The sequence below is a fragment of the Candidatus Zixiibacteriota bacterium genome, from assembly GCA_029860345.1.
Classification (GTDB): domain Bacteria; phylum Zixibacteria; class MSB-5A5; order GN15; family FEB-12; genus JAJRTA01.
This window is the reverse complement of the sequence record JAOUBJ010000004.1, coordinates 115,347-132,756: the sequence shown is the minus strand read 5'-3', so window position 1 is coordinate 132,756 and position 17,410 is coordinate 115,347. Positions and strand designations below refer to the sequence as shown.

The 17,410-nt window shown below is 54.0% G+C and carries 14 protein-coding genes; 5 read left to right on the top strand and 9 right to left on the bottom strand.

All coding sequences use genetic code 11. From position 1 onward, the window contains the following. The gene (locus OEV49_05740; GenBank protein ID MDH3890565.1) at positions 1-2,484 is read left to right on the top strand and encodes a penicillin acylase family protein; all 2,484 of its coding nucleotides are present in this window, start codon (positions 1-3) and stop codon (positions 2,482-2,484) included. 379 nt (positions 2,485-2,863) lie between these two features. Here the strand turns inward: OEV49_05740 and OEV49_05735 are convergent, their stop codons facing one another. The 6 genes from OEV49_05735 to OEV49_05710 all read right to left on the bottom strand — a co-directional run bounded on the left by OEV49_05735 (position 2,864) and on the right by OEV49_05710 (position 10,599). Next, entirely contained in the window at positions 2,864-3,970 is a 1,107-nt protein-coding gene (locus tag OEV49_05735; protein ID MDH3890564.1) for a DegT/DnrJ/EryC1/StrS family aminotransferase, read from the bottom strand. A gap of 10 nt (positions 3,971-3,980) precedes the next feature. After that, the gene (locus OEV49_05730; GenBank protein ID MDH3890563.1) at positions 3,981-4,742 is read right to left on the bottom strand and encodes an N-acetyltransferase; all 762 of its coding nucleotides are present in this window, start codon (positions 4,740-4,742) and stop codon (positions 3,981-3,983) included. 51 nt (positions 4,743-4,793) lie between these two features. Then, entirely contained in the window at positions 4,794-5,798 is a 1,005-nt protein-coding gene (locus tag OEV49_05725) for a Gfo/Idh/MocA family oxidoreductase (GenBank protein MDH3890562.1), read from the bottom strand. A gap of 25 nt (positions 5,799-5,823) precedes the next feature. After that, on the bottom strand, positions 5,824-7,029 hold the full coding sequence (locus OEV49_05720) for a Wzz/FepE/Etk N-terminal domain-containing protein (GenBank protein MDH3890561.1): 1,206 nt from the start codon (positions 7,027-7,029) through the stop codon (positions 5,824-5,826). Continuing rightward, positions 7,026-8,399 (bottom strand): SLBB domain-containing protein, encoded by a 1,374-nt coding sequence (locus OEV49_05715; protein MDH3890560.1) that lies wholly within the window; start codon positions 8,397-8,399, stop codon positions 7,026-7,028. The genes OEV49_05720 and OEV49_05715 overlap by 4 nt, the downstream gene beginning before the upstream one ends. A gap of 469 nt (positions 8,400-8,868) precedes the next feature. Further along, positions 8,869-10,599: a hypothetical protein gene (locus tag OEV49_05710; GenBank protein ID MDH3890559.1), complete on the bottom strand. Its 1,731-nt coding sequence runs from the start codon at positions 10,597-10,599 to the stop codon at positions 8,869-8,871. 38 nt (positions 10,600-10,637) lie between these two features. Here OEV49_05710 and OEV49_05705 point away from each other — a divergent pair, with 38 nt between their 5' ends. Further along, positions 10,638-11,741, top strand: a complete 1,104-nt coding sequence (locus tag OEV49_05705) for a hypothetical protein (protein MDH3890558.1) — start codon at positions 10,638-10,640, stop codon at positions 11,739-11,741. 253 nt (positions 11,742-11,994) lie between these two features. On the opposite strand, the gene OEV49_05700 is transcribed toward OEV49_05705, so the two are convergent. Continuing rightward, positions 11,995-12,762: a type III pantothenate kinase gene (locus OEV49_05700; GenBank protein MDH3890557.1), complete on the bottom strand. Its 768-nt coding sequence runs from the start codon at positions 12,760-12,762 to the stop codon at positions 11,995-11,997. Positions 12,763-13,393: 631 nt separating this feature from the next. Here OEV49_05700 and OEV49_05695 point away from each other — a divergent pair. From OEV49_05695 to OEV49_05685, 3 genes are read left to right on the top strand one after another with little or no spacing between them, the layout of a single operon-like run. After that, on the top strand, positions 13,394-13,903 hold the full coding sequence (locus tag OEV49_05695; protein ID MDH3890556.1) for a tetratricopeptide repeat protein: 510 nt from the start codon (positions 13,394-13,396) through the stop codon (positions 13,901-13,903). Positions 13,904-13,938: 35 nt separating this feature from the next. Next, positions 13,939-14,622 carry a DUF116 domain-containing protein gene (locus OEV49_05690; GenBank protein ID MDH3890555.1) on the top strand — a complete coding sequence of 228 codons (684 nt, stop codon included), beginning with the start codon at positions 13,939-13,941 and terminating at the stop codon, positions 14,620-14,622. Beyond that, positions 14,591-15,025, top strand: coding sequence for a GNAT family N-acetyltransferase (locus OEV49_05685; GenBank protein ID MDH3890554.1), 435 nt, complete (start codon positions 14,591-14,593; stop codon positions 15,023-15,025). Before OEV49_05690 ends, OEV49_05685 begins: the two co-directional genes overlap by 32 nt. Before the next feature lie 22 nt (positions 15,026-15,047). Here OEV49_05685 and OEV49_05680 read toward each other — a convergent pair whose 3' ends face one another. Together OEV49_05680 and OEV49_05675 are read right to left on the bottom strand one after the other, a co-directional pair. Further along, positions 15,048-16,544: an HD domain-containing protein gene (locus OEV49_05680; protein MDH3890553.1), complete on the bottom strand. Its 1,497-nt coding sequence runs from the start codon at positions 16,542-16,544 to the stop codon at positions 15,048-15,050. A gap of 15 nt (positions 16,545-16,559) precedes the next feature. Then, positions 16,560-17,069, bottom strand: a complete 510-nt coding sequence (locus OEV49_05675; protein MDH3890552.1) for a hypothetical protein — start codon at positions 17,067-17,069, stop codon at positions 16,560-16,562. Positions 17,070-17,410 lie beyond the last annotated feature (341 nt).

Here is a 17,410-nt window from a genome sequence, read left to right as displayed (position 1 = left end):
ATGAAACCAGCCGGTCGCCGCGCCTTAAAGGGAGTACTGTTAGCCGTCGTCGGCTTGCTTGTCGGTTTTTGCATCGCCGGGTATGTTTTGCTGCAGCGCACTCTTCCGCCCACCAGCGGAAGTGTCGGGCTGGACAAGTTGCAGGACAACGTGTCTATTACCTTCGATAGCCTGGGTATCCCCCAGATCTGGGCACAAAGCGAGACGGATGCTATCTTTGCCCTTGGCTACCAACACGCGGCCGACCGCATGTTTCAAATGGACTTGATTCGTCGTTTGTCGCAGGGACGGCTTTCCCAAATGCTCGGTAGTGTCACTCTTGAGGCGGACAAAAGACAACGTATGATTGGGCATGCCCGCATCGCCCAAAAAGCCCTCATGCAACTCTCCGATGACAATCGTAATCTCCTCCAAGCCTACTCAGACGGCGTCAACAGCTACTATGTAACCTGTGGTTCGGTGCCGTTCGAGTACAAACTTCTGCCTGTCGATTTTGAACCGTGGACAGTGTATGACTGCCTGGCCGTTCTCAGTTTCCAGACATGGTTCTCCGATGCACTTCAGAACCGCGACCGCTTTCACCTCGATCTGATGGAACTGCTATCACGCGATCAGGCAAGGCAACTGGTTGGCAGCTATCCGGACTGGGCGCAGTCCACTGTTCCGCATGAAAGTGAACATGGCAGCCTTCGGCACCCGGTAGACCGGCGTCTGAAAGGTCGCGACCTAAAGATACCAACTGACTACGGTGCCGAAACTGATGCATCTATCGAGTCATCATCTACGGCATTTCAACTGGCCGTTGCAGGATCGCTGTTTGACAACGATGTTCCCGCGTTGTCAATGAGCGCTGCATCCAATTCGTGGGTGGTATCTCCGGATAAGTCCGCTTCCAACCATGCCCTGCTGGCCGCCGATCCGCATCTGGAGATCGGACGACTGCCGCAGTTTTGGTATGCAGTGGGGTTACATGTCGAACAGTCTTCGTCTGGCGTGCTTGGTGTCACGGTGCCGGGGCTACCGTTCGTCGTCATGGGTCACAACGGCGCCGCCGCCTGGGCCTTCACCGCCGGTGGCGTGGACATAACCGACTACTACGAGGAACAACTGTCCGATGACGACAGCCTGAGCGTTATGACAAACTCGGGAGTCGAGCCACTCGAAGTGGTCGTGGACACCATCTATGCAACAGATGCTCTGCCGCTTGAGGTAACCACCAAACTCACTCGTCACGGGCCGATCATGATCGAAAAAGGCGGCAAGCTGTTTTCTCTCAAGTGGGCCGGGTACGATGTCGATATCGACGCGGCGATATCATCGGGGTTTGCGCTACACCAGGTGCAGTCGTTCGAGCAGTTTCGCACCGTTGTGACCAAACTGGGTGCGCTGAACGCCAATTACATGTACGCCGACAGTTCAGGCGATATAGGCTACCAACTGGCCACGCCGGTCCCGATTCGCCGTGACGGAGATGGAACCTTTCCCAGCCAAGGATGGATGTCGACCGGTGAAGAAGAAAAAGGATACTTGCCTTTGGATAAAACACCACATGCTCTCAATCCCTCTCAAGGCTGGCTGGTTAGTTGTAACAATCTGGCGAGTCGGTTGCACGATGTCCCCGGAAACTACGCTGCCGATCGGATTCTGCGTGCGGTCGGACTGCTGAACGCCGGCAGTGTTGTTACCGTGGACGAGATGTGGACATGGCAACTGGATCAACAGGATGAGTACTTGTTAAGATGGCGGGATGTCCTTGCCGATGCTCTGGAAGCCATCGACGAGTCTGCAGCGGCGTCTGAAGTGCGCAACTGGGATGGACGTTCAACGGACGAATCCAGCGTGATGCCGTTAATGGTGCTGTTCCTCAGTCATCTCAAAAGGCTGACCTACCAGGACGAACTTGACGGGATGCATTTGCAAATCTCGAAACTCACTCTGGATCGAATGTATCACTCCGACGACCTGAGCTGGTTCGACAATGTCGATACCGATGAAGCAATTGAAACGCGCAACGAGATTGCACAACAAGCCGCGCGCAAGGCGACCGAGATAGTCTACGGCGTTGAAGCCGACCGTGATCTGCTGCCGCCCAGACAGTGGGGCGAGATGCATAGTTTGAGTATGCGTCATCCCATGGCCGTGGTACCGGTCATCAACAGTCTGCTCGACTTGCAGCACGGACCCTGGCCGTGGTCGGGCAGTCCCGGATCGTTGAACTCGTCGTTTTACAGCAAAGTCAACGACACGACGTTCAACTGCGTGGTGGGTCCAAGCTGGCGCTTTGTGGTCGACTTTGCCGATATCGATGCCGTGACGATGGTTTTACCGGCCGGTAATTCCGGCAATCCGATGAGCGAGCATTTCTTTGATTTCAATCGAATGTGGCGCGAGGGCCAACGGTGGACCGTACCTTTTTCACGCGACAAAGTCCACGCGCGGGCCGTGTCGACGTTGACGCTGAGGCCGGGGGATACAGAACAGTAGGGCGGCATCCCTGCGATGCCGCCATGCGAATCCGGAAGTCTTCGTAGGTCGAAACCCCTGGCCCGAAGGGCATAAATACCATTTATGGCCGCCGAAGGCGGGTTTCGACAGGCAAGCCTGCTTTTTGCGCTGCGAACGACAAGACAAAGGCTCACGCGAAGCGCGTGATGTCGAAACCGCAAGGGGTCCTGACCTACTGTTAACTACTGTCAAAAGATTCACGGTAACGCCATTGCGAGGAGTCCGGCGGCGGCGGGTCCACGCCGCGGCGCGCAGGCGAAGACGGACCCTCCCTACTGAAGACCAAAGCGGCACATGCTTCGACTCCGCTCAGCATGAGGTGTCAGGCGGGGTCGCCCAACACCACACCGGACGCATCTCAACCCACCGCTTTGCGGATGGTGTCGATCACCTGGTCCTGTTCGGCGGCGGTAAGCTCCGGATAAACCGGGATCGACAAAACCTCTTCGCAGGCCTTGTTGGTGACGGGGAACTCGTTCGGCTGATAGCCCAAATACTCAAAACAGGGTTGGCGATGGAACGGCACCGGATAATAAATGCAGTTACCAATACCGGCATCGCGCAAAGCTGTCTGGACAGCTTCCCGATTGGTCAGGGCGATAGTGTACTGGTTGTAGATATGAAAAGTCGAGTGTTCGGTCACATGCGGCGTGGTAAGGCCTTCAACGCCGGCCAAGGCTTCGTCGTAGGTGCGGGCATGTTCGATACGTTGTTGCGACCATTTGCGCAGGTGGGCCAGTTTCACCTGCAAAATTGCCGCCTGCATAGTGGCCAGGCGCGAGTTGTAGCCAACGGTGTCGTGATAGTACTTACGTTTGGCGCCGTGCACGCGCAGATAGCGACAGCTCTCGAAACTCTCTTCGGTAACGGCCACAATCATGCCGCCGTCACCACCGGCGCCTAAGTTCTTGCTGGGGAAAAACGAAAAGCATCCGTATTCGCCGATGGAACCGGCTTTGCGCCCCTTGTACTCGGAACCGATAGCCTGGGCTGCATCCTCGACCACTTTGAGGCCGTGTTTGGCCGCGACTTTCATGATCGGGTCCATGTCGGCCACCTGCCCAAACAGATGGACCGGGACGATCACCTTGGTTTTGTCGGTGATGGCAGCCTCGATCAGGTTGGGATCGATGTTGTAGGTGTCGCTCTCGATGTCGACAAAAACCGGTTTGGCGCCGAGCCGGTGGATAACTCCGGCCGTGGCAAAGAACGAAAAATCGGTGGTGATAACTTCATCTCCCGGCTCAACACCGGCTGCTCGCAAGGCCAGCAGGAGAGCGTCGGTGCCGCTGGCCACGCCGACGGCATAGTCGACTTCGCACAGCGACGCCACTTTCTTTTCAAGCTCGGCCACTTCCGGTCCGAGGATAAACTTGCCGTGCGTCAGCACGCGGATCACGGCTTCATCCAGGTCCGGTTTCAGGTAAGCATATTGACGACTCAGATCCAAAAGCGGTACGGGCATTATATTCTCCTTACTTGTCTTCCCAGCCCTGGTTTTCAAGCAACTGTTCCTCGGGTACATCGCGGAACGGTTTGGCCGGGGCGCCTAACATGATTTTCCTGGCCGGGGCATCTGTTGTCAAGGTTGCACCAGCGGCGATCAAGGCATCTTCGTTGATGGTTTTGCCGGGCAGCACGGTTACGTTTGCACCTACACGTGCGCCTTTCCGAATTGTAACACCCTTGAAGTGCTTGAACCTCTCTTCGGTACGTCCGACAAAGTTGTCGTTCGAGGTTGCCACGCACGGGGCGACAAAAACACGATCTTCTATTTCGGAATAGGCGGTGATATAAACATTGGTTTCGAGTTTTACGTAATTGCCGATCTTGCAGAAGTTTTCAATAGCCACACCGCGTCCCACAATCGTGAACCGTCCGATGGATACGTTCTCGCGCACGGTCGAAAGGTCGGCGATCAGCACCTTACGACCGATTTCGGAACCACGGTATATGACCACATTGGTGCCGATGATACAGTCTGACTCAATCGTGCACGGATCGAGCTGCTGTTCTTTGGTCACGGCGGAATTGGCCGCCCGCATGGGCGACTTACCGATTGACGTTCCGTCGTCGATGCGCACGTTGTCACCGATGGAGGTGTCGTCGTGGATCACGACGTGGTGTCCGATGACACACCCGGCACCTATCGTAACGTTTTCGCCAACGACACACTGTTCACCGACGCTGGTACTTTGATCGATTCTGGCCGTTGCTGCTACAATTGAAGTCGACATTGTAAATCTGCCTTATTGCTGGTTTGTTGGCTCACCCAAAGGGATCTGGCCTCACAGTTTAATCGGCGCCCCACTTTTGGCCAGCGATTGCTGAGCGGCATCGAGAACTTTCAACACGCGCAGACCCTCGACGCCGTCGGAGCGGGGTTGCGTACGAGTCTCGATACAGTCCAGAAAGTGCCGGCACTCTTCGGCCAGCGGTTCAGCCGTTTTTATTCGTGGAATGACGATGTCGCCGGTACGGATAGCGAGATACTCGCCGTAGGTTTCATAATCCTGCCTGGTATTAACAGTCTTGTCGTAGAGACGGATTTTCTCAGCAGCCTGGCTATCGTCGAACTCGGCCATTTTCTCAGAACCGACCACAACCAGCTTGCGGTCCTTGCGCGGGTCGAGCCAGCTGACATGAATGTGAGCCATGGTGCCGTCTGCAAAGTGCAACACGGTGAAGACCACATCTTCTATTCCAGGTTGCAGGTAGGACGAACCGGTGGAGGTGACCTGTACCGGCATCTTTTGTAACAAAAACAGAATGATCGAGATATCATGCGGCGCAAAAGACCACAGCGCGTTTTCGATATTGCGCACTTTGCCGAGGTTCACGCGACTGGCGCATAAATAGTAAACCGTGCCCAAATCACCGGAGTCGATCTTCTCTTTCAAGTAGAGGGTGGCCGGATGATAGACCATGATATGGCCGACCATCAGCACACGCTTTCGTTTGTCCGCCTCTTCGACCAGTTGTTCACCTTCGGCCACCGATAGGACCAGCGGTTTTTCCACGAAGACATCTTTGTCGGCCTTGATAGCGGCCATGGCCATCTCAAAATGGGCGGCCGGCGGCGTGGCCAGGACGACCGCCTCAATGTCGTCACGCTTGATGACGTCGTTATAGTCTTTGGTCGTCTTCAGATCGGGGTACGTCTGGTTGACGTACCTAAGCCGCTTCTCATCACCGTCGCAGGCCAACACCAGGTGCCCATCGGCCAGGGTGTGAAAGTTGCGAAGCAGGTTTCTGCCCCAGGCGCCAACGCCGGCTATGGCAATGTTCTTCATAACGTCTTATACTCTGTTTTGTCTTTCAGGATTTGTTGGGTTTTCCTACTCCCGGCAACCAGCCAAGAAAGGCATTGAGGAATTGGGAAACGCGCTTGTAATCGTCGGGACTCTGCGTTCTCAATCGCGACACAAATTCAAGCCAGGCCGCCAGCAATAGCGCGCCTATCAAACTCAATCCGAAAGCCAAAAGGACCATTATGGTTCGCTTGGGTCGGCTTCTCATCTCAGGCGGCACGGCCCAGTCGAGAACGGTGATAGTCGGCAACTCCTCGTTCTCCTGGATTTTCGCTTGTTCCAGTTGTCCCAGCAGAGTGGTGTACAGTCCTTCGTTCACGCGCACCCGGCTATACAGTTCCTCGTACTGACCCTTCAACACGGGAATCGCAGACACGGGCAAAGAGAAGAAGGACGAATCACTGTTGGTCGATTCCAGTCGGTCCAGTTGCTGAGCGACCGTTTGGCGTCGCCGTAAGCGATCCTGAAGTTCGGCGTTGTCGTCGCCCAGTTTGGACCTGAGTATGGCAAGTTCCAGATCGATCTCCCCCAGCTTGATCTTGAGTTCGATGGCCTGATCCACGGCCAGCCTGATTTGCTGTGTGAAATCGACCGTTTTGTGGGTCATCTGAAAGGATTCGAACGCGCTCCGTGCGGAATCAAGTTCGGCTGTGATCTGACTAAGTCTTCCTTCGATGAAGACACGGTTTTGTCGGGCGCGGGAGGTAGCTATCTCCCGATTGACCTGGTCGAGCCGTTCGACAAAACTGTTGACCATCTCGGCCGCCATAGTTGGATCGCGATCCTCGACGGCCACATTCAGCAAGCCTTCGTCGGTGACCGAAAACTCGGCATTCTCCAAAAGGGTCAGGTATGCCTCGTCCCGATTGCGCGCGCCGTAACGCTCGACAAGTTCAAACTGCTCCATTATCCCGTCGGTGATCCGGTGGCTCATCAGCATGCGACGGTAAACATCCGATGTAGTGACCAACACCGGCAAGTTCAATCCCTTGGTTACCGACACCACTTCCGATATCCGTCCCAGTCCGGCCACCGGGATGCTCACATCTTTCGGCGGCAAAAGAAGGGCCGTAGCCAGGTAGTATTTGGGCAGGATCAACGACACGACAACGGCGGTCAACGTTACAACAATGACAATGCTCAGGATCAAAGTGCGGCGGCGCGTCATTACCTCCATCAGAAGCCACAGATTGGTCGAACCGGTAGAGTTCATCTGAGTTCCTCACGCAGGTTGATGATAAGTTCATCGCCATCGTGAACCATCACCCCGGTAGAGAATTCGGCGGTAGTCTTGGCTATCCGATTATAGATTGAGATTTCTTCGGTGTTGGCTCTGGGCAAAAATCCTCCGGCCGTCATGACGTAAAACAGGGCATCTTTGTTATCAATAAAGGGATACCGTCCGGGATTAAGCACCTCGCCGGTAACGTTGACATAACCGACCTGAAAGGGGACATAAACCGAATCTCCCGCTCTTAAGGTCATAGCCAGTATATTACCATCGGCCCCCACGGCGCTGGTAATCGGATAGCGTCGTTCCGAAATGCGGCCCCATTCATCGGCCCCGGCTTTGCGAAACAGTGTCACCATTCCCCGGCTGGCTTCCTGAGTGAAACCACCGGCCTTTCCAACCAGTGATTCCAGCGTGAGGCCGGTCGAAAACGCATACATTCCGGGAGCCGACACCGCGCCGAAGAGTTTCAGCATTTCCTGATCATGGGTACGCTCACGAGCCGGTACGGTGATAATGTCTCCCTGCTGCAACGGCGGCAGTACACCTTCATCGGGAGTTATTACAACATCGGCGCCTCTGGATATACTCACCTGAGAGACATCTGCACCGGCGCGAAAGCCACCGGCCAGAGCGATGAGAGTCGACACCCCGTCACCCGGTACCAGTTCGATCTCGCGCGGACGGTTGACCTCGCCTACTACCTGGACCCGCAGGGCCGATTTACTGGGGACGTGGATGCTGTATCCGGCGTAAAGACAGGGATTTGAAGAATTGTCACCGAGGTACCTGACTTTGTCGAGATCGATAATCAAAGGACGAGGTCCACCGGTGAACTCAATCTGTCGGGTCGAGCCGTGCCAGGCAATGCCGCCCGCCTGCTCGATGATTTCTGAGACACGATGCGAGGTGAACCCTTTGTACATACCCGGCCTGGTTACAGCGCCCGATACCTGCACGGCTGTCCGCTGCGGTTTGAGCACCGATATTTCGATCTGCTCAACTTTGTAAAGGTTCTCCAAAGCGCCCTCAAGCAGTGTCCTTGCCTCCGCCAGTGACTTGTGCGACAGGTCGAACAACCCAAGCGTTGGGTGCACGATCCGGCCTTGCGGATCGACAGTCAAAGTCAGCGGCCCCAGCTTGGCCTGGAGAAAAGTAACCAGCAGTTCTTCACCGGGCCGGATCAGGTAGGTTTTTGGGTCGACCGGCTCATCAAAGAAGCGATACATCTCAGCCCACGAGCCTTCAAGACTGTCGACCTCGGCCACAGCTTGGGCAGCTACCGGAACCGCCGCCACAAACCACAGACAAACCACCAGGAGCCATGAGTGTCTCAAAATACGATTGATCACGAACCTTTCGGGCACGGTATTCGACATTTAGGTGGCAAGAATAGCGAAAAGGGTCTACAAAGTCAACCGGTGTGATGAATCACGCTGTGATAAATCACGCTATGATAAATCAGACCCAAATGGCCCATAAATGGGTTCCTTGGGTTTAGCGGTGACAATTCACATCCATGGCCATCGCGCATCTCTTCAGTGGTGCTGTCAAAGTCATTCCTGCGAAAGCAGGAATCCATTGATTCGTAGGGCAGAACCGCTTCTGGATCTGCCGTCGCGCTTGTCGGAACCGCTAATCCGCCGCGGCGGACGACCTACTGACTGAGCGGAGTAGTAGGTCAGTACCCTTAGCGGACCTGACTTGTTTGGGGTGGAAGCAAGCTCGTCTTTCGCGTTTTGCGCGTCTGTCGGCGGTGTCGAAACCTCGCCCTTCGACTGCGCTCAGGACGACCCTTCGAGGCAGCGACGGGTGGCCGCCTCAAACCTTGTTTGGGGCGGGGAATTGCCGGCGAGCAAACATCGACGCCAAGACAGTACCAACAACAAAGATCAAAGAGATAACCAGACCGTGACAAAAATACGGCGTACCATAGACCATGACCACCCGCTGACTGCCTGCTTCAAAACTAAATGACAACAAGCCCTGCCGCTCTGTGAGCTCTCGCCCGTCTTCGGTTCGCCAACCTCGGTCATATCCCATGCCGATTATCAGTTCACCCGGCTGAGTGGCGGTAAACTCATACTCAATCCGATTGGGGGTGTATTCTCGTTGAACCGAATCAATCTTTCCAGAGGCGACATACTCGGCGTGTACGACATTGGCCATATCGACCAAGCCGCGGCTGGGGTGGTAAGCCGACAGCCAGGGAGTCACCAGCGATCCGCGATTGGCCAGGTAGTTTTTGTACGCCTGAGGTTGGTCATCGACCACCTGGACAAATGTATCTGATCGTGGCACCGCTTGCGGCGGTTGTTTGAAGGCGCTGCTCATGATCGGCCAGGCCAGAATCAAGTTGGTGGCAATGATTATCACAACCGAGAGACTGATGGCGCTGTTGACCCAAACTCTTCGCGCCGATTCTGCGAAACGTCGCCGGATAAGATCGAATCCGAAACCACCCAGTATGGCTATCGACAAAATGACCATCTGAAAAGCTCGTCCGGTGCACCGGGCCGACGAAAACCCGGGCAGATGCGACAGCAGCGACCAGGGCGAAAACCATCCGAAATTGCCTAACCCCAAAATCAAAAAAAACAAGGCGAGCACTATCCAATACCAATGACGTCGCCAGCAGAGAATCAGCGCGAACACTGCCAGAATCACCAGCAGCGGTGACATGTAAGCGCCGTATTCATGCCAGGCCCAGAACTGCTCGGCGAAATTCTGCTCGTACAGCGAGTGTTTCAGTCCGAAGAATATCGAGCCCAGGGCAGAAAGAGGAACGGACTCGTCTGGATTGCCCGGCCACTTGTTCTGGTACAGGTAGACAAGCATCGGCACGAGTTTGACCGCTGCCAGCCCGGCTCCAACGACCGTTGCAATGAATAGTTTTTGCAACAAAATGTACTTTTTTCTCGTCAATGATACCAGAAGCAAGAGTAACGCAACGAACGACAGAGAGTACAACATTGGAATCGCGGCGCCGTTGCCGAGAACAATCAAGGCAATCCCCACCCCGGCGCCGATTAAATCCCTCACACCAGAATCTGATCGCAACAGAAAGTATGCGATCCAGGGTAGGAAACAGAAATGCGTGAAGGGTATATGACCCTCCGCGAAGTGCAGCGCAAAATGAACCGAACCGAAGTAGCTGACCAGAACCAGGACAGTCGCTGTTTTCGACATGCCCAGATGTTGGGCCAGTTTACCGCTGCCGTAAAAACCCAGCCAATAGCAAACCAATACCTGCAGTTTCAAGCCGATCACGGCGCCGAAGATCAGGTACAAAAGCATGAACGGCGAGAATATGGCTACCTCCGGATGGTGGAACAAAATGTTACCGCCACCCAGGTATGGATTCCAGAAGGGGAACTGGCCATAGTGCATAATACTGCCGACGGGCACGGCGGCCATTGTGGTGAAAAGGTCCCAGTCGCGCCCGCCCCAATAAGACAGTTTCAACAGAAAAGGCAGCGTGTAGAAAAAAGCCAGAAGTCCGGCGAGGCCGGGCATAAAAGAGCGGTGGTTTGTAATGCGCTGTATTGTCATGGGCCGTCACACACGAGTCGAAACATTGTGTTAACTTAATGAATCTCTCGATACTAAAAAGCAAAAGTTTTCAACGACCCACGCTGTTGTTTCTGGCCTTCATCCTGATTTTTCTGAGCCTTTTGCAAACCGGTCCCACCAAGTACGATAGTCTGCTGCGAACCTTGATTCAGTGGGACAGTCGGCTCTATCTTTCCATTGCCCGCGACGGATACGAGCTGTTTCCATGCGGTGACGACACCGGTCATCTGTGCGGCAACGTCGGATGGTTTCCTATGTACCCTCTGGCGGCCGGTCTGTTGACCCGGGTTGGGTTGGAACATCGGTATTCACTACTGGCTGTGACCTGGCTCTCACTTTGGCTGGCCTTGCTGCTCCTGTATCGATTAGTGGCCAGACGGTTTGGGGGTCGAGCCGCGCTGCTCAGTTTGATCTGTTTACTTTTGTTTCCAGGATCATTCTATCTGCTGACCGGCTTTCCGTATGCTTTCTTCCTGCTTCTTTTGGCCTCGGCCTTGTATCTTTTGGATACCGAAAATTACCGCTGGCTGATTCTGCCTTGTTGTCTGTTGGCTGTTACCTATCCATCCGGTATGGTGATCGGTCTGCCGGTTTTGTGGGTACTGGGCACTAAGTACAAACAGCTTTCGCAACCTGATCGCAACGCTTTGATGACGACCGTGGTGGCCATGGGTGCTACTCTTATGGCTTTCTGCCTCTACTACTATTGGCGCTTCGACGACTTCTTCTTGTATTTCACTTTCCAATCTCAGGACTACTACGCCCACGAAACCAGTTTTCCACTCTGGACGATAATTCGTTCGCTGCACGATCTACCCTGGAGCCATCCGGTCGCATTAATACTGTTGTTCGTGATCGTGGTCACGGCTCTGTTCTACAGTCGCAAACTGCCGCGCACCTGGCATATTCTGATGTTCGGACTGCTTCTCTTCACACCCTCGGCCGGAACCACCGATTGTTACTACCGGCACATCGTGGTTGCATTCCCACTCTTTGTGATGGTGGCGTTGGCCGTTACCGGACCACGCAGGCGTTGGTTGTTGCCGATATATGTCGTGGTCTGCCTGATTCTGATTTTCGGTGTTTATTTGCCCGCCTACAAAACGGGCGCGTTGATGTAGTCTTGCAGGTCAGGCGCCTTCTAGCGGTTCCGACGACAGCGGGTGGCCGCCTCAAACCTTGTTTGGGGCGGAGAAATAGAGCCACCCCCAAACCGAGTTTGAGGGTGCCACCCAGTGCAGCTTTTCTTGTAAGTCGATACCCCTGGTCCGAAGGGCATGAATGCCATTTATGGCCGCCGAAGGCGGGTTTCGACACTTTTGACTGCTCTTCGGCGGGTCCGCGCTGCGGCGCGCAGGCGAAGACGGACCCACCCTACTTGTTCATCTGGCCGATAATGCGCAGGCCGTCCAATGTCAGGTCCAGGTCGACCTTCTGGATATGACGGGAATGCATCTCGATACCGGTGGCTAACCCGCCGGTCGCTATGATGGTCGGGTCGACCATGCCGGTTTCCTCGATGATTTTGTCGATGATATGATCCACCTGCCCCACCGTGCCATGAAAGAGCCCCGACATAAGGGCCGTCTCAGTGTCCCGTCCAACCACTTGTGAGGGCGGTTCAATGCGTACTTCGGGCAGTTGCGCCGTCCGCCGAACCAGTTGTGCCATCGAGGTTTTATGGCCCGGCGAAATCACGCCGCCTATGTAGGCTCCATCTGAGTTGACAATATCAAAAGTTGTGGCCGTCCCAAAATCGACCACGATCAGCGGCCCGCCCCAGCGAGTGAAACCAGCCGCAGCATTGGCTATCCGATCGGCGCCGGCTTGGTGCGGGCGATCGATATCGATTGTGACCGGCAGATTCAAGTCGGCTGAGACCACCACTGGGTCGCAACCGAGGTACTTGCGTACCGTTTCTTCAAACGCAGAGGTCAAATGCGGGACAACCGAACCGATCACCACCTGGTCGAATTTGTCGGGATCGAACTCTTTGCGGCTGAGAAAACCGGTGACCAGCAGACCGGCTTCATCGGAGGTCAGACTGTCGCGGGTGGTCAGGCGTATGCTGCCCTCCAGCTTTTCGCCTGCGTAGAGGCCGATGACGATATTGCTGTTACCGATGTCGATCACCAGAATCATGGCGCCAATATACGTCCGGGAACCACGAAGTCAATAAGGGCCGGTCGTACCAGGTTGCGCTGGGTCCTTCTCGCCGTAGGCGGGTGAGACCCAGCGCGCCAGCCACCAGCAGGGTCACACCGTCACCTGCGGTGAAGCCAGGACCCTGCTGAACACTAAAGAACACACCCCGCCCTGGTATGAACCGGGTACATAGGTTACACTTTAGACCGGGCAGATGGGTAACAAAGCTACGGTAGGTCGAAAACCCTGGCCCGCAGGGCATGAACGCCATTTATGGCCGGCGAAGGCGGTGGGTGGCACCCTCAAAGTCGCTTTGGGGGTGATTCATCATCGGGTGAATCCCCCGATCCAAACAGGGCTTGGGGCCACCCGGCCACGGCAAGAGAATCCCGCTTGGCGCGGGATGTCGAAACCGCAGGGGTTTCGACCTACGGTTTTTTGATTGAAGACAGGGCTTGCCCGCCGTCCTACTTTGGTACCTCAAGCGGAGTTTTCACCCTGTCACCCTGAGCGCAGTCGAAGGGTGGATTCCGTCCTACCGGGCTGATTTACAGCCCCATGGAGCCAGCCGCCAAATCGGCCGATAAAATGAAAGATAGTCAATAATCCAGTCTGACAGGAGATCGGCTTGACCAGATTCGTGACAATTTCAGGCCTGCTGCTTATCGCGACAATCCTCTCCGGTTGTGGCAAACAGATGACAGTCACCCGGGCCAAACTGATCGAGGATCGCTCGCCAGTCACGTCGGTGTCGCCTGCTTCTGAACGGTCATTCAGCGATGGTTTGAGTCTCTACCGCGCCGACAAGCTTGAAGCGGCCACCGCCCATTTCCGGCGGGCGGTCGAAATGGACGCAGCCCACTGGCAAGCTCACTATTTCCTGGGGCTGATTTACCGCAAACAGTCCGATAAAACCGCTGCCGTGGCTGCCTTGCACACGGCCCTGACTTGCGCCCCGGAAGAAAGCCGGGAACGCGCTTTGATCTACCTGGCCTTGGGTGAACTTTGGGAACAACAAGGGGACCTCTCGCGGGCCGAACTGAGTTACCACACGGCGCTCAATTTACACCCCGGTTCTTCGCGCGCTCAGTCCGGGTTACGACGTTTGGAACAGTTGTCACAGCGAATCGAAAAATAGATTTTGCCCGCGCGCAAATCGGCTATATTGGCCTCATGGAAAGACACATTCCCACCTATCATCTTGGCCAAGATTTCCGTGCACGACTCGACGATTTTACCCGGCAGGTTCTTTCTGAGGGATTCGAGTTTTTCACCAAAGAGTTCAACAGGATCGACGCCTATGTCGAGAAGGCACAAAACAACGACCACGGTGAATCCTTGCGCAGCACCGACAAAGCAACCTATCTGATGGAATTGCTGGCCTTCAGCGTTCAGGACAAGCGGGACCGCCAAGCTTTTAACAACGCAAAGAAAACACTGATCGTCATGCCCGATTGTCTGACTTTGCACAATCCCAACTGCGAAAAAGTCGACACCCCCTACGGCGATGTCTGCAAACGATGCGTCCAAACTTGTCAGGCTTTCGGTATCACCGAATTGGCCGCACGATACCGATGCAAGGTTATCTTTTCCAAACGGAAACTGACCCAACAACTCGAACACTATCAGGAGACGATGGGTGAAATCGGCGTCATCGGCGTGGCCTGTATCAAGATGCTGGCCACCGGCATGCGCACGGCTGCAGAAGTAGGTATCCCGGCGCGCGGCGTACTGCTGAACTTCTCCGGCTGCGAACACTGGAATGACCAGCCCTGTGCATCGGAGTTCTCCATGGCTTGGTTGCAGGATATCTTAGAGGAGAAATATGGACCGCGAACTGAGAAGACTGACCGCTGACGACTACCACGACATCATCCGTGTCTGGGCTGATGCCGGACTGCCGTACCGACCACAGGGACGAGACCATCGGGACCGGATAGCGATCGAAATCGCCCGGGAAGACACTGCTTTTTTCGGGCTGTTTGAAAACGATCGGATGCTGGCGGTCGGGCTGGCGACATTCGATGGTCGCAAGGGATGGATCAATCGTGTGGCGGTCGATCCGGACCGTCGCGGCGAGGGCTTCGGCGGGGAGATTATCAAAGCGTTGGAACAGTTCCTCAGAGCGCGTGGGGCGGATATCATTGCCGCTTTGATCGAAGACGTCAATAGTCCTTCGATCAGCCTCTTTCAGAAACATGGCTACACGACCATGAAAGAGGTCCTCTATTTTTCCAAACGTGATTCGTGGGATGTGTAGGGGGGATGGGGAATCTGGTGAGTCAGTTGTCTTCTACTCGATCCCTGATTATGTCTCTAAGAGCTCGTTCCTCCTTGCTGTCTTTGGGTACAAGAGCATACACTCTAGCTATGCGTTGTTGGTAATTGCTTAGAACACGGATGATAGAGCCGGGATCTTGAATTAGGTCACCGGTTTTCTCACTCGAGTGGATCTTCACCAGTTTGTAAAGATCTTCGGCATTAGGTGGCTTCTTATAGTATGGCCGGGAGTACGTGACACCCTCGAAGTCGATCTGTTTTGAGAGTACGACAACATCATCGACATTGAGTCCGGCTTTGTCTAGAGAGTCCTGACAATCTTGTCTTGACCGAAGGTCGTCCAAGAGTTTCTCGGACACGTATTTAAAGGGAGAACTTATCTCGTCGTTGCTCAGGTCTGCCACCAACCTCTCTTCCCAGAGAGGTCGTAGGGGTTCTCTGTGCAGCAGATGCCTTCTTAGTCTTTTGAACAGGTCATCTCCAAAACCAAGTTCTCCTGATTTTTCCAAGTAGTACCAAAAGTACTCATCTGTGAAATTCGCAAGAAACTCCGGGTCACTCCCAATTCGATCATCTACTTCCGCGAGTGATGTAGCGATTCCCCCGTAGGAGTCTTTTGGGAAGGAGTCGTCGGACATCATCATGAAAAACAGTGTTTTGGCCATGAGTTCAAAGCCCATTACCGTCTTGTGGTAAGTCAAGTTGTAAGAGAAGTACCTCGACATGATAAAGTGCTCAATAGCGTTCTTGGCCTTTGATTTGAAGCAGACGCGTTGAGACTCTGAATCCCAGTAGATGTTCGCAATAATATAATTGATGTCCACCTGGCCAAAACTCGTACCAGAGGCCAAAGAGTCTCTCAAGAGGAAGTCTACTCTGTCGCAGTCAAGCGTACTGCTCATTAACTGAATGTGAAAAGGATTATCCTTGTCTTCGGCATTAATTATCCGAGCTATTTCCGCGGGTTCGAATCCAGCCTCTGCAATCAGCCGTCTGAGCTCAGACTCCGAGTGCGTGAGGATCTTTTCTCCAAGTCGTTCATGCTTTGCAGCCTGACTCTTTGGACTTTCGGCTGCTCGCTGCAGTAGGCTTCTGCGATCCTCCAACTCCTCGCCTTCTGTTACTCCTTCTACTCTCTTAATGTAATCAACCCATTGAAAAGCTTGCTCCCCCAAATGGGCCAGAGGATAGTGCCCTATATCGTGCAATAGTGCAGCAAGTCTCAGCTTCTGCTTGATCTCGTCACCGTTTTCACCAGACACATGTGGGCATTTGGCTGCTCTGAGACCGTCAACCATCCGCGACATAATGTGCATGGCGCCAATAGAATGGGCAAAGCGTGAGTGTTCTGCACCAGGAAAGACCAAGGACGCAAGCCCCAACTGCTTGATCTTCTTGAGTCGCTGGAAAGTGCGAGTGTTAATTATCCGCTGCTCGAGTTCAGATATGCCTATCGACCCGTGAACACTATCACAAATGGTCTTTGCGTTAAAGTCCATGCCCCACCGCGGATTCTATAGAGGAAGTTTAATATTCCCGATTAGCCCAACGCTGTCCAGTTGATCCCACGCAGCAACTGCCTCCTCGTCGCTAAACCAATCTTTGCCAGCCCTTCCAAGAATAGCACCAGCAACATCCTTGCTAGCTATGGCCTTTGAAATATGTTTCAAATAGTGGATTGAACCAAGCAATTCCAGCCACGAAGACGGCGTCAACGATTCTGGCTTCGCCTCCATGAGTTTTTTCAGCTTGTTTATGGCTGGCCTAACCTCCGGTCGAATTGTAAGTTTCTTGGCTTCGTCTTGCATAGATTTGTTACTGGTTAACTCAAAAACTGACTGAGTCAAATGAGTTGAGTATGGCCCTCTCAGATACCAGGAAAAACGATATCTCAGATCAATTCCAAGCACTTGCAACAGATAAATCGCTTTCTGTACGAATACTCTATCTTCGAGGTCATCAATCCCGAATCCGCCCAATTCCTCCATGAGCAGATATATCCCCGCCAGTCTCTTGTCTATCATGATCCTACTCCTATGCGCCAGTACTCCTGTCCGTCTGATAAGATATGGCTTGTCAACTCCATGCACAATCACTTATCACTGTCAATTACTTTTTTGCCAACTGTATTGTCAACAAAATCTCATGCTTTCTTACTTTCCACCGTATACCAATGCCCTAACGGGTTCCCCCTCCCCCCCACAAAATCGCTTGTCAGTCTGAATTTGGTTACGTATTATTCTAACATGGACCATGAAAACCCAGCGCCGCATTGTTAAATATGGAGCCTATAGCCGGTTATAGAAATATGGCTATTCGGTTTAAGGTGCTGCCAGCGGGAACTTTAGGACCGGGGATTATGTTT

Coding starts and splice junctions, on each gene's coding strand:
- OEV49_05740 (MDH3890565.1), top strand. CDS start 1: ATGAAACCAGCCGGTCGCCGCGCCTTAAAGGGAGTACTGTTAGCCGTC.
- OEV49_05735 (MDH3890564.1), bottom strand. CDS start 3,970: ATGCCCGTACCGCTTTTGGATCTGAGTCGTCAATATGCTTACCTGAAA.
- OEV49_05730 (MDH3890563.1), bottom strand. CDS start 4,742: ATGTCGACTTCAATTGTAGCAGCAACGGCCAGAATCGATCAAAGTACC.
- OEV49_05725 (MDH3890562.1), bottom strand. CDS start 5,798: ATGAAGAACATTGCCATAGCCGGCGTTGGCGCCTGGGGCAGAAACCTG.
- OEV49_05720 (MDH3890561.1), bottom strand. CDS start 7,029: ATGAACTCTACCGGTTCGACCAATCTGTGGCTTCTGATGGAGGTAATG.
- OEV49_05710 (MDH3890559.1), bottom strand. CDS start 10,599: ATGACAATACAGCGCATTACAAACCACCGCTCTTTTATGCCCGGCCTC.
- OEV49_05705 (MDH3890558.1), top strand. CDS start 10,638: ATGAATCTCTCGATACTAAAAAGCAAAAGTTTTCAACGACCCACGCTG.
- OEV49_05700 (MDH3890557.1), bottom strand. CDS start 12,762: ATGATTCTGGTGATCGACATCGGTAACAGCAATATCGTCATCGGCCTC.
- OEV49_05690 (MDH3890555.1), top strand. CDS start 13,939: ATGGAAAGACACATTCCCACCTATCATCTTGGCCAAGATTTCCGTGCA.
- OEV49_05685 (MDH3890554.1), top strand. CDS start 14,591: ATGGACCGCGAACTGAGAAGACTGACCGCTGACGACTACCACGACATC.
- OEV49_05680 (MDH3890553.1), bottom strand. CDS start 16,544: ATGGACTTTAACGCAAAGACCATTTGTGATAGTGTTCACGGGTCGATA.
- OEV49_05675 (MDH3890552.1), bottom strand. CDS start 17,069: ATGATAGACAAGAGACTGGCGGGGATATATCTGCTCATGGAGGAATTG.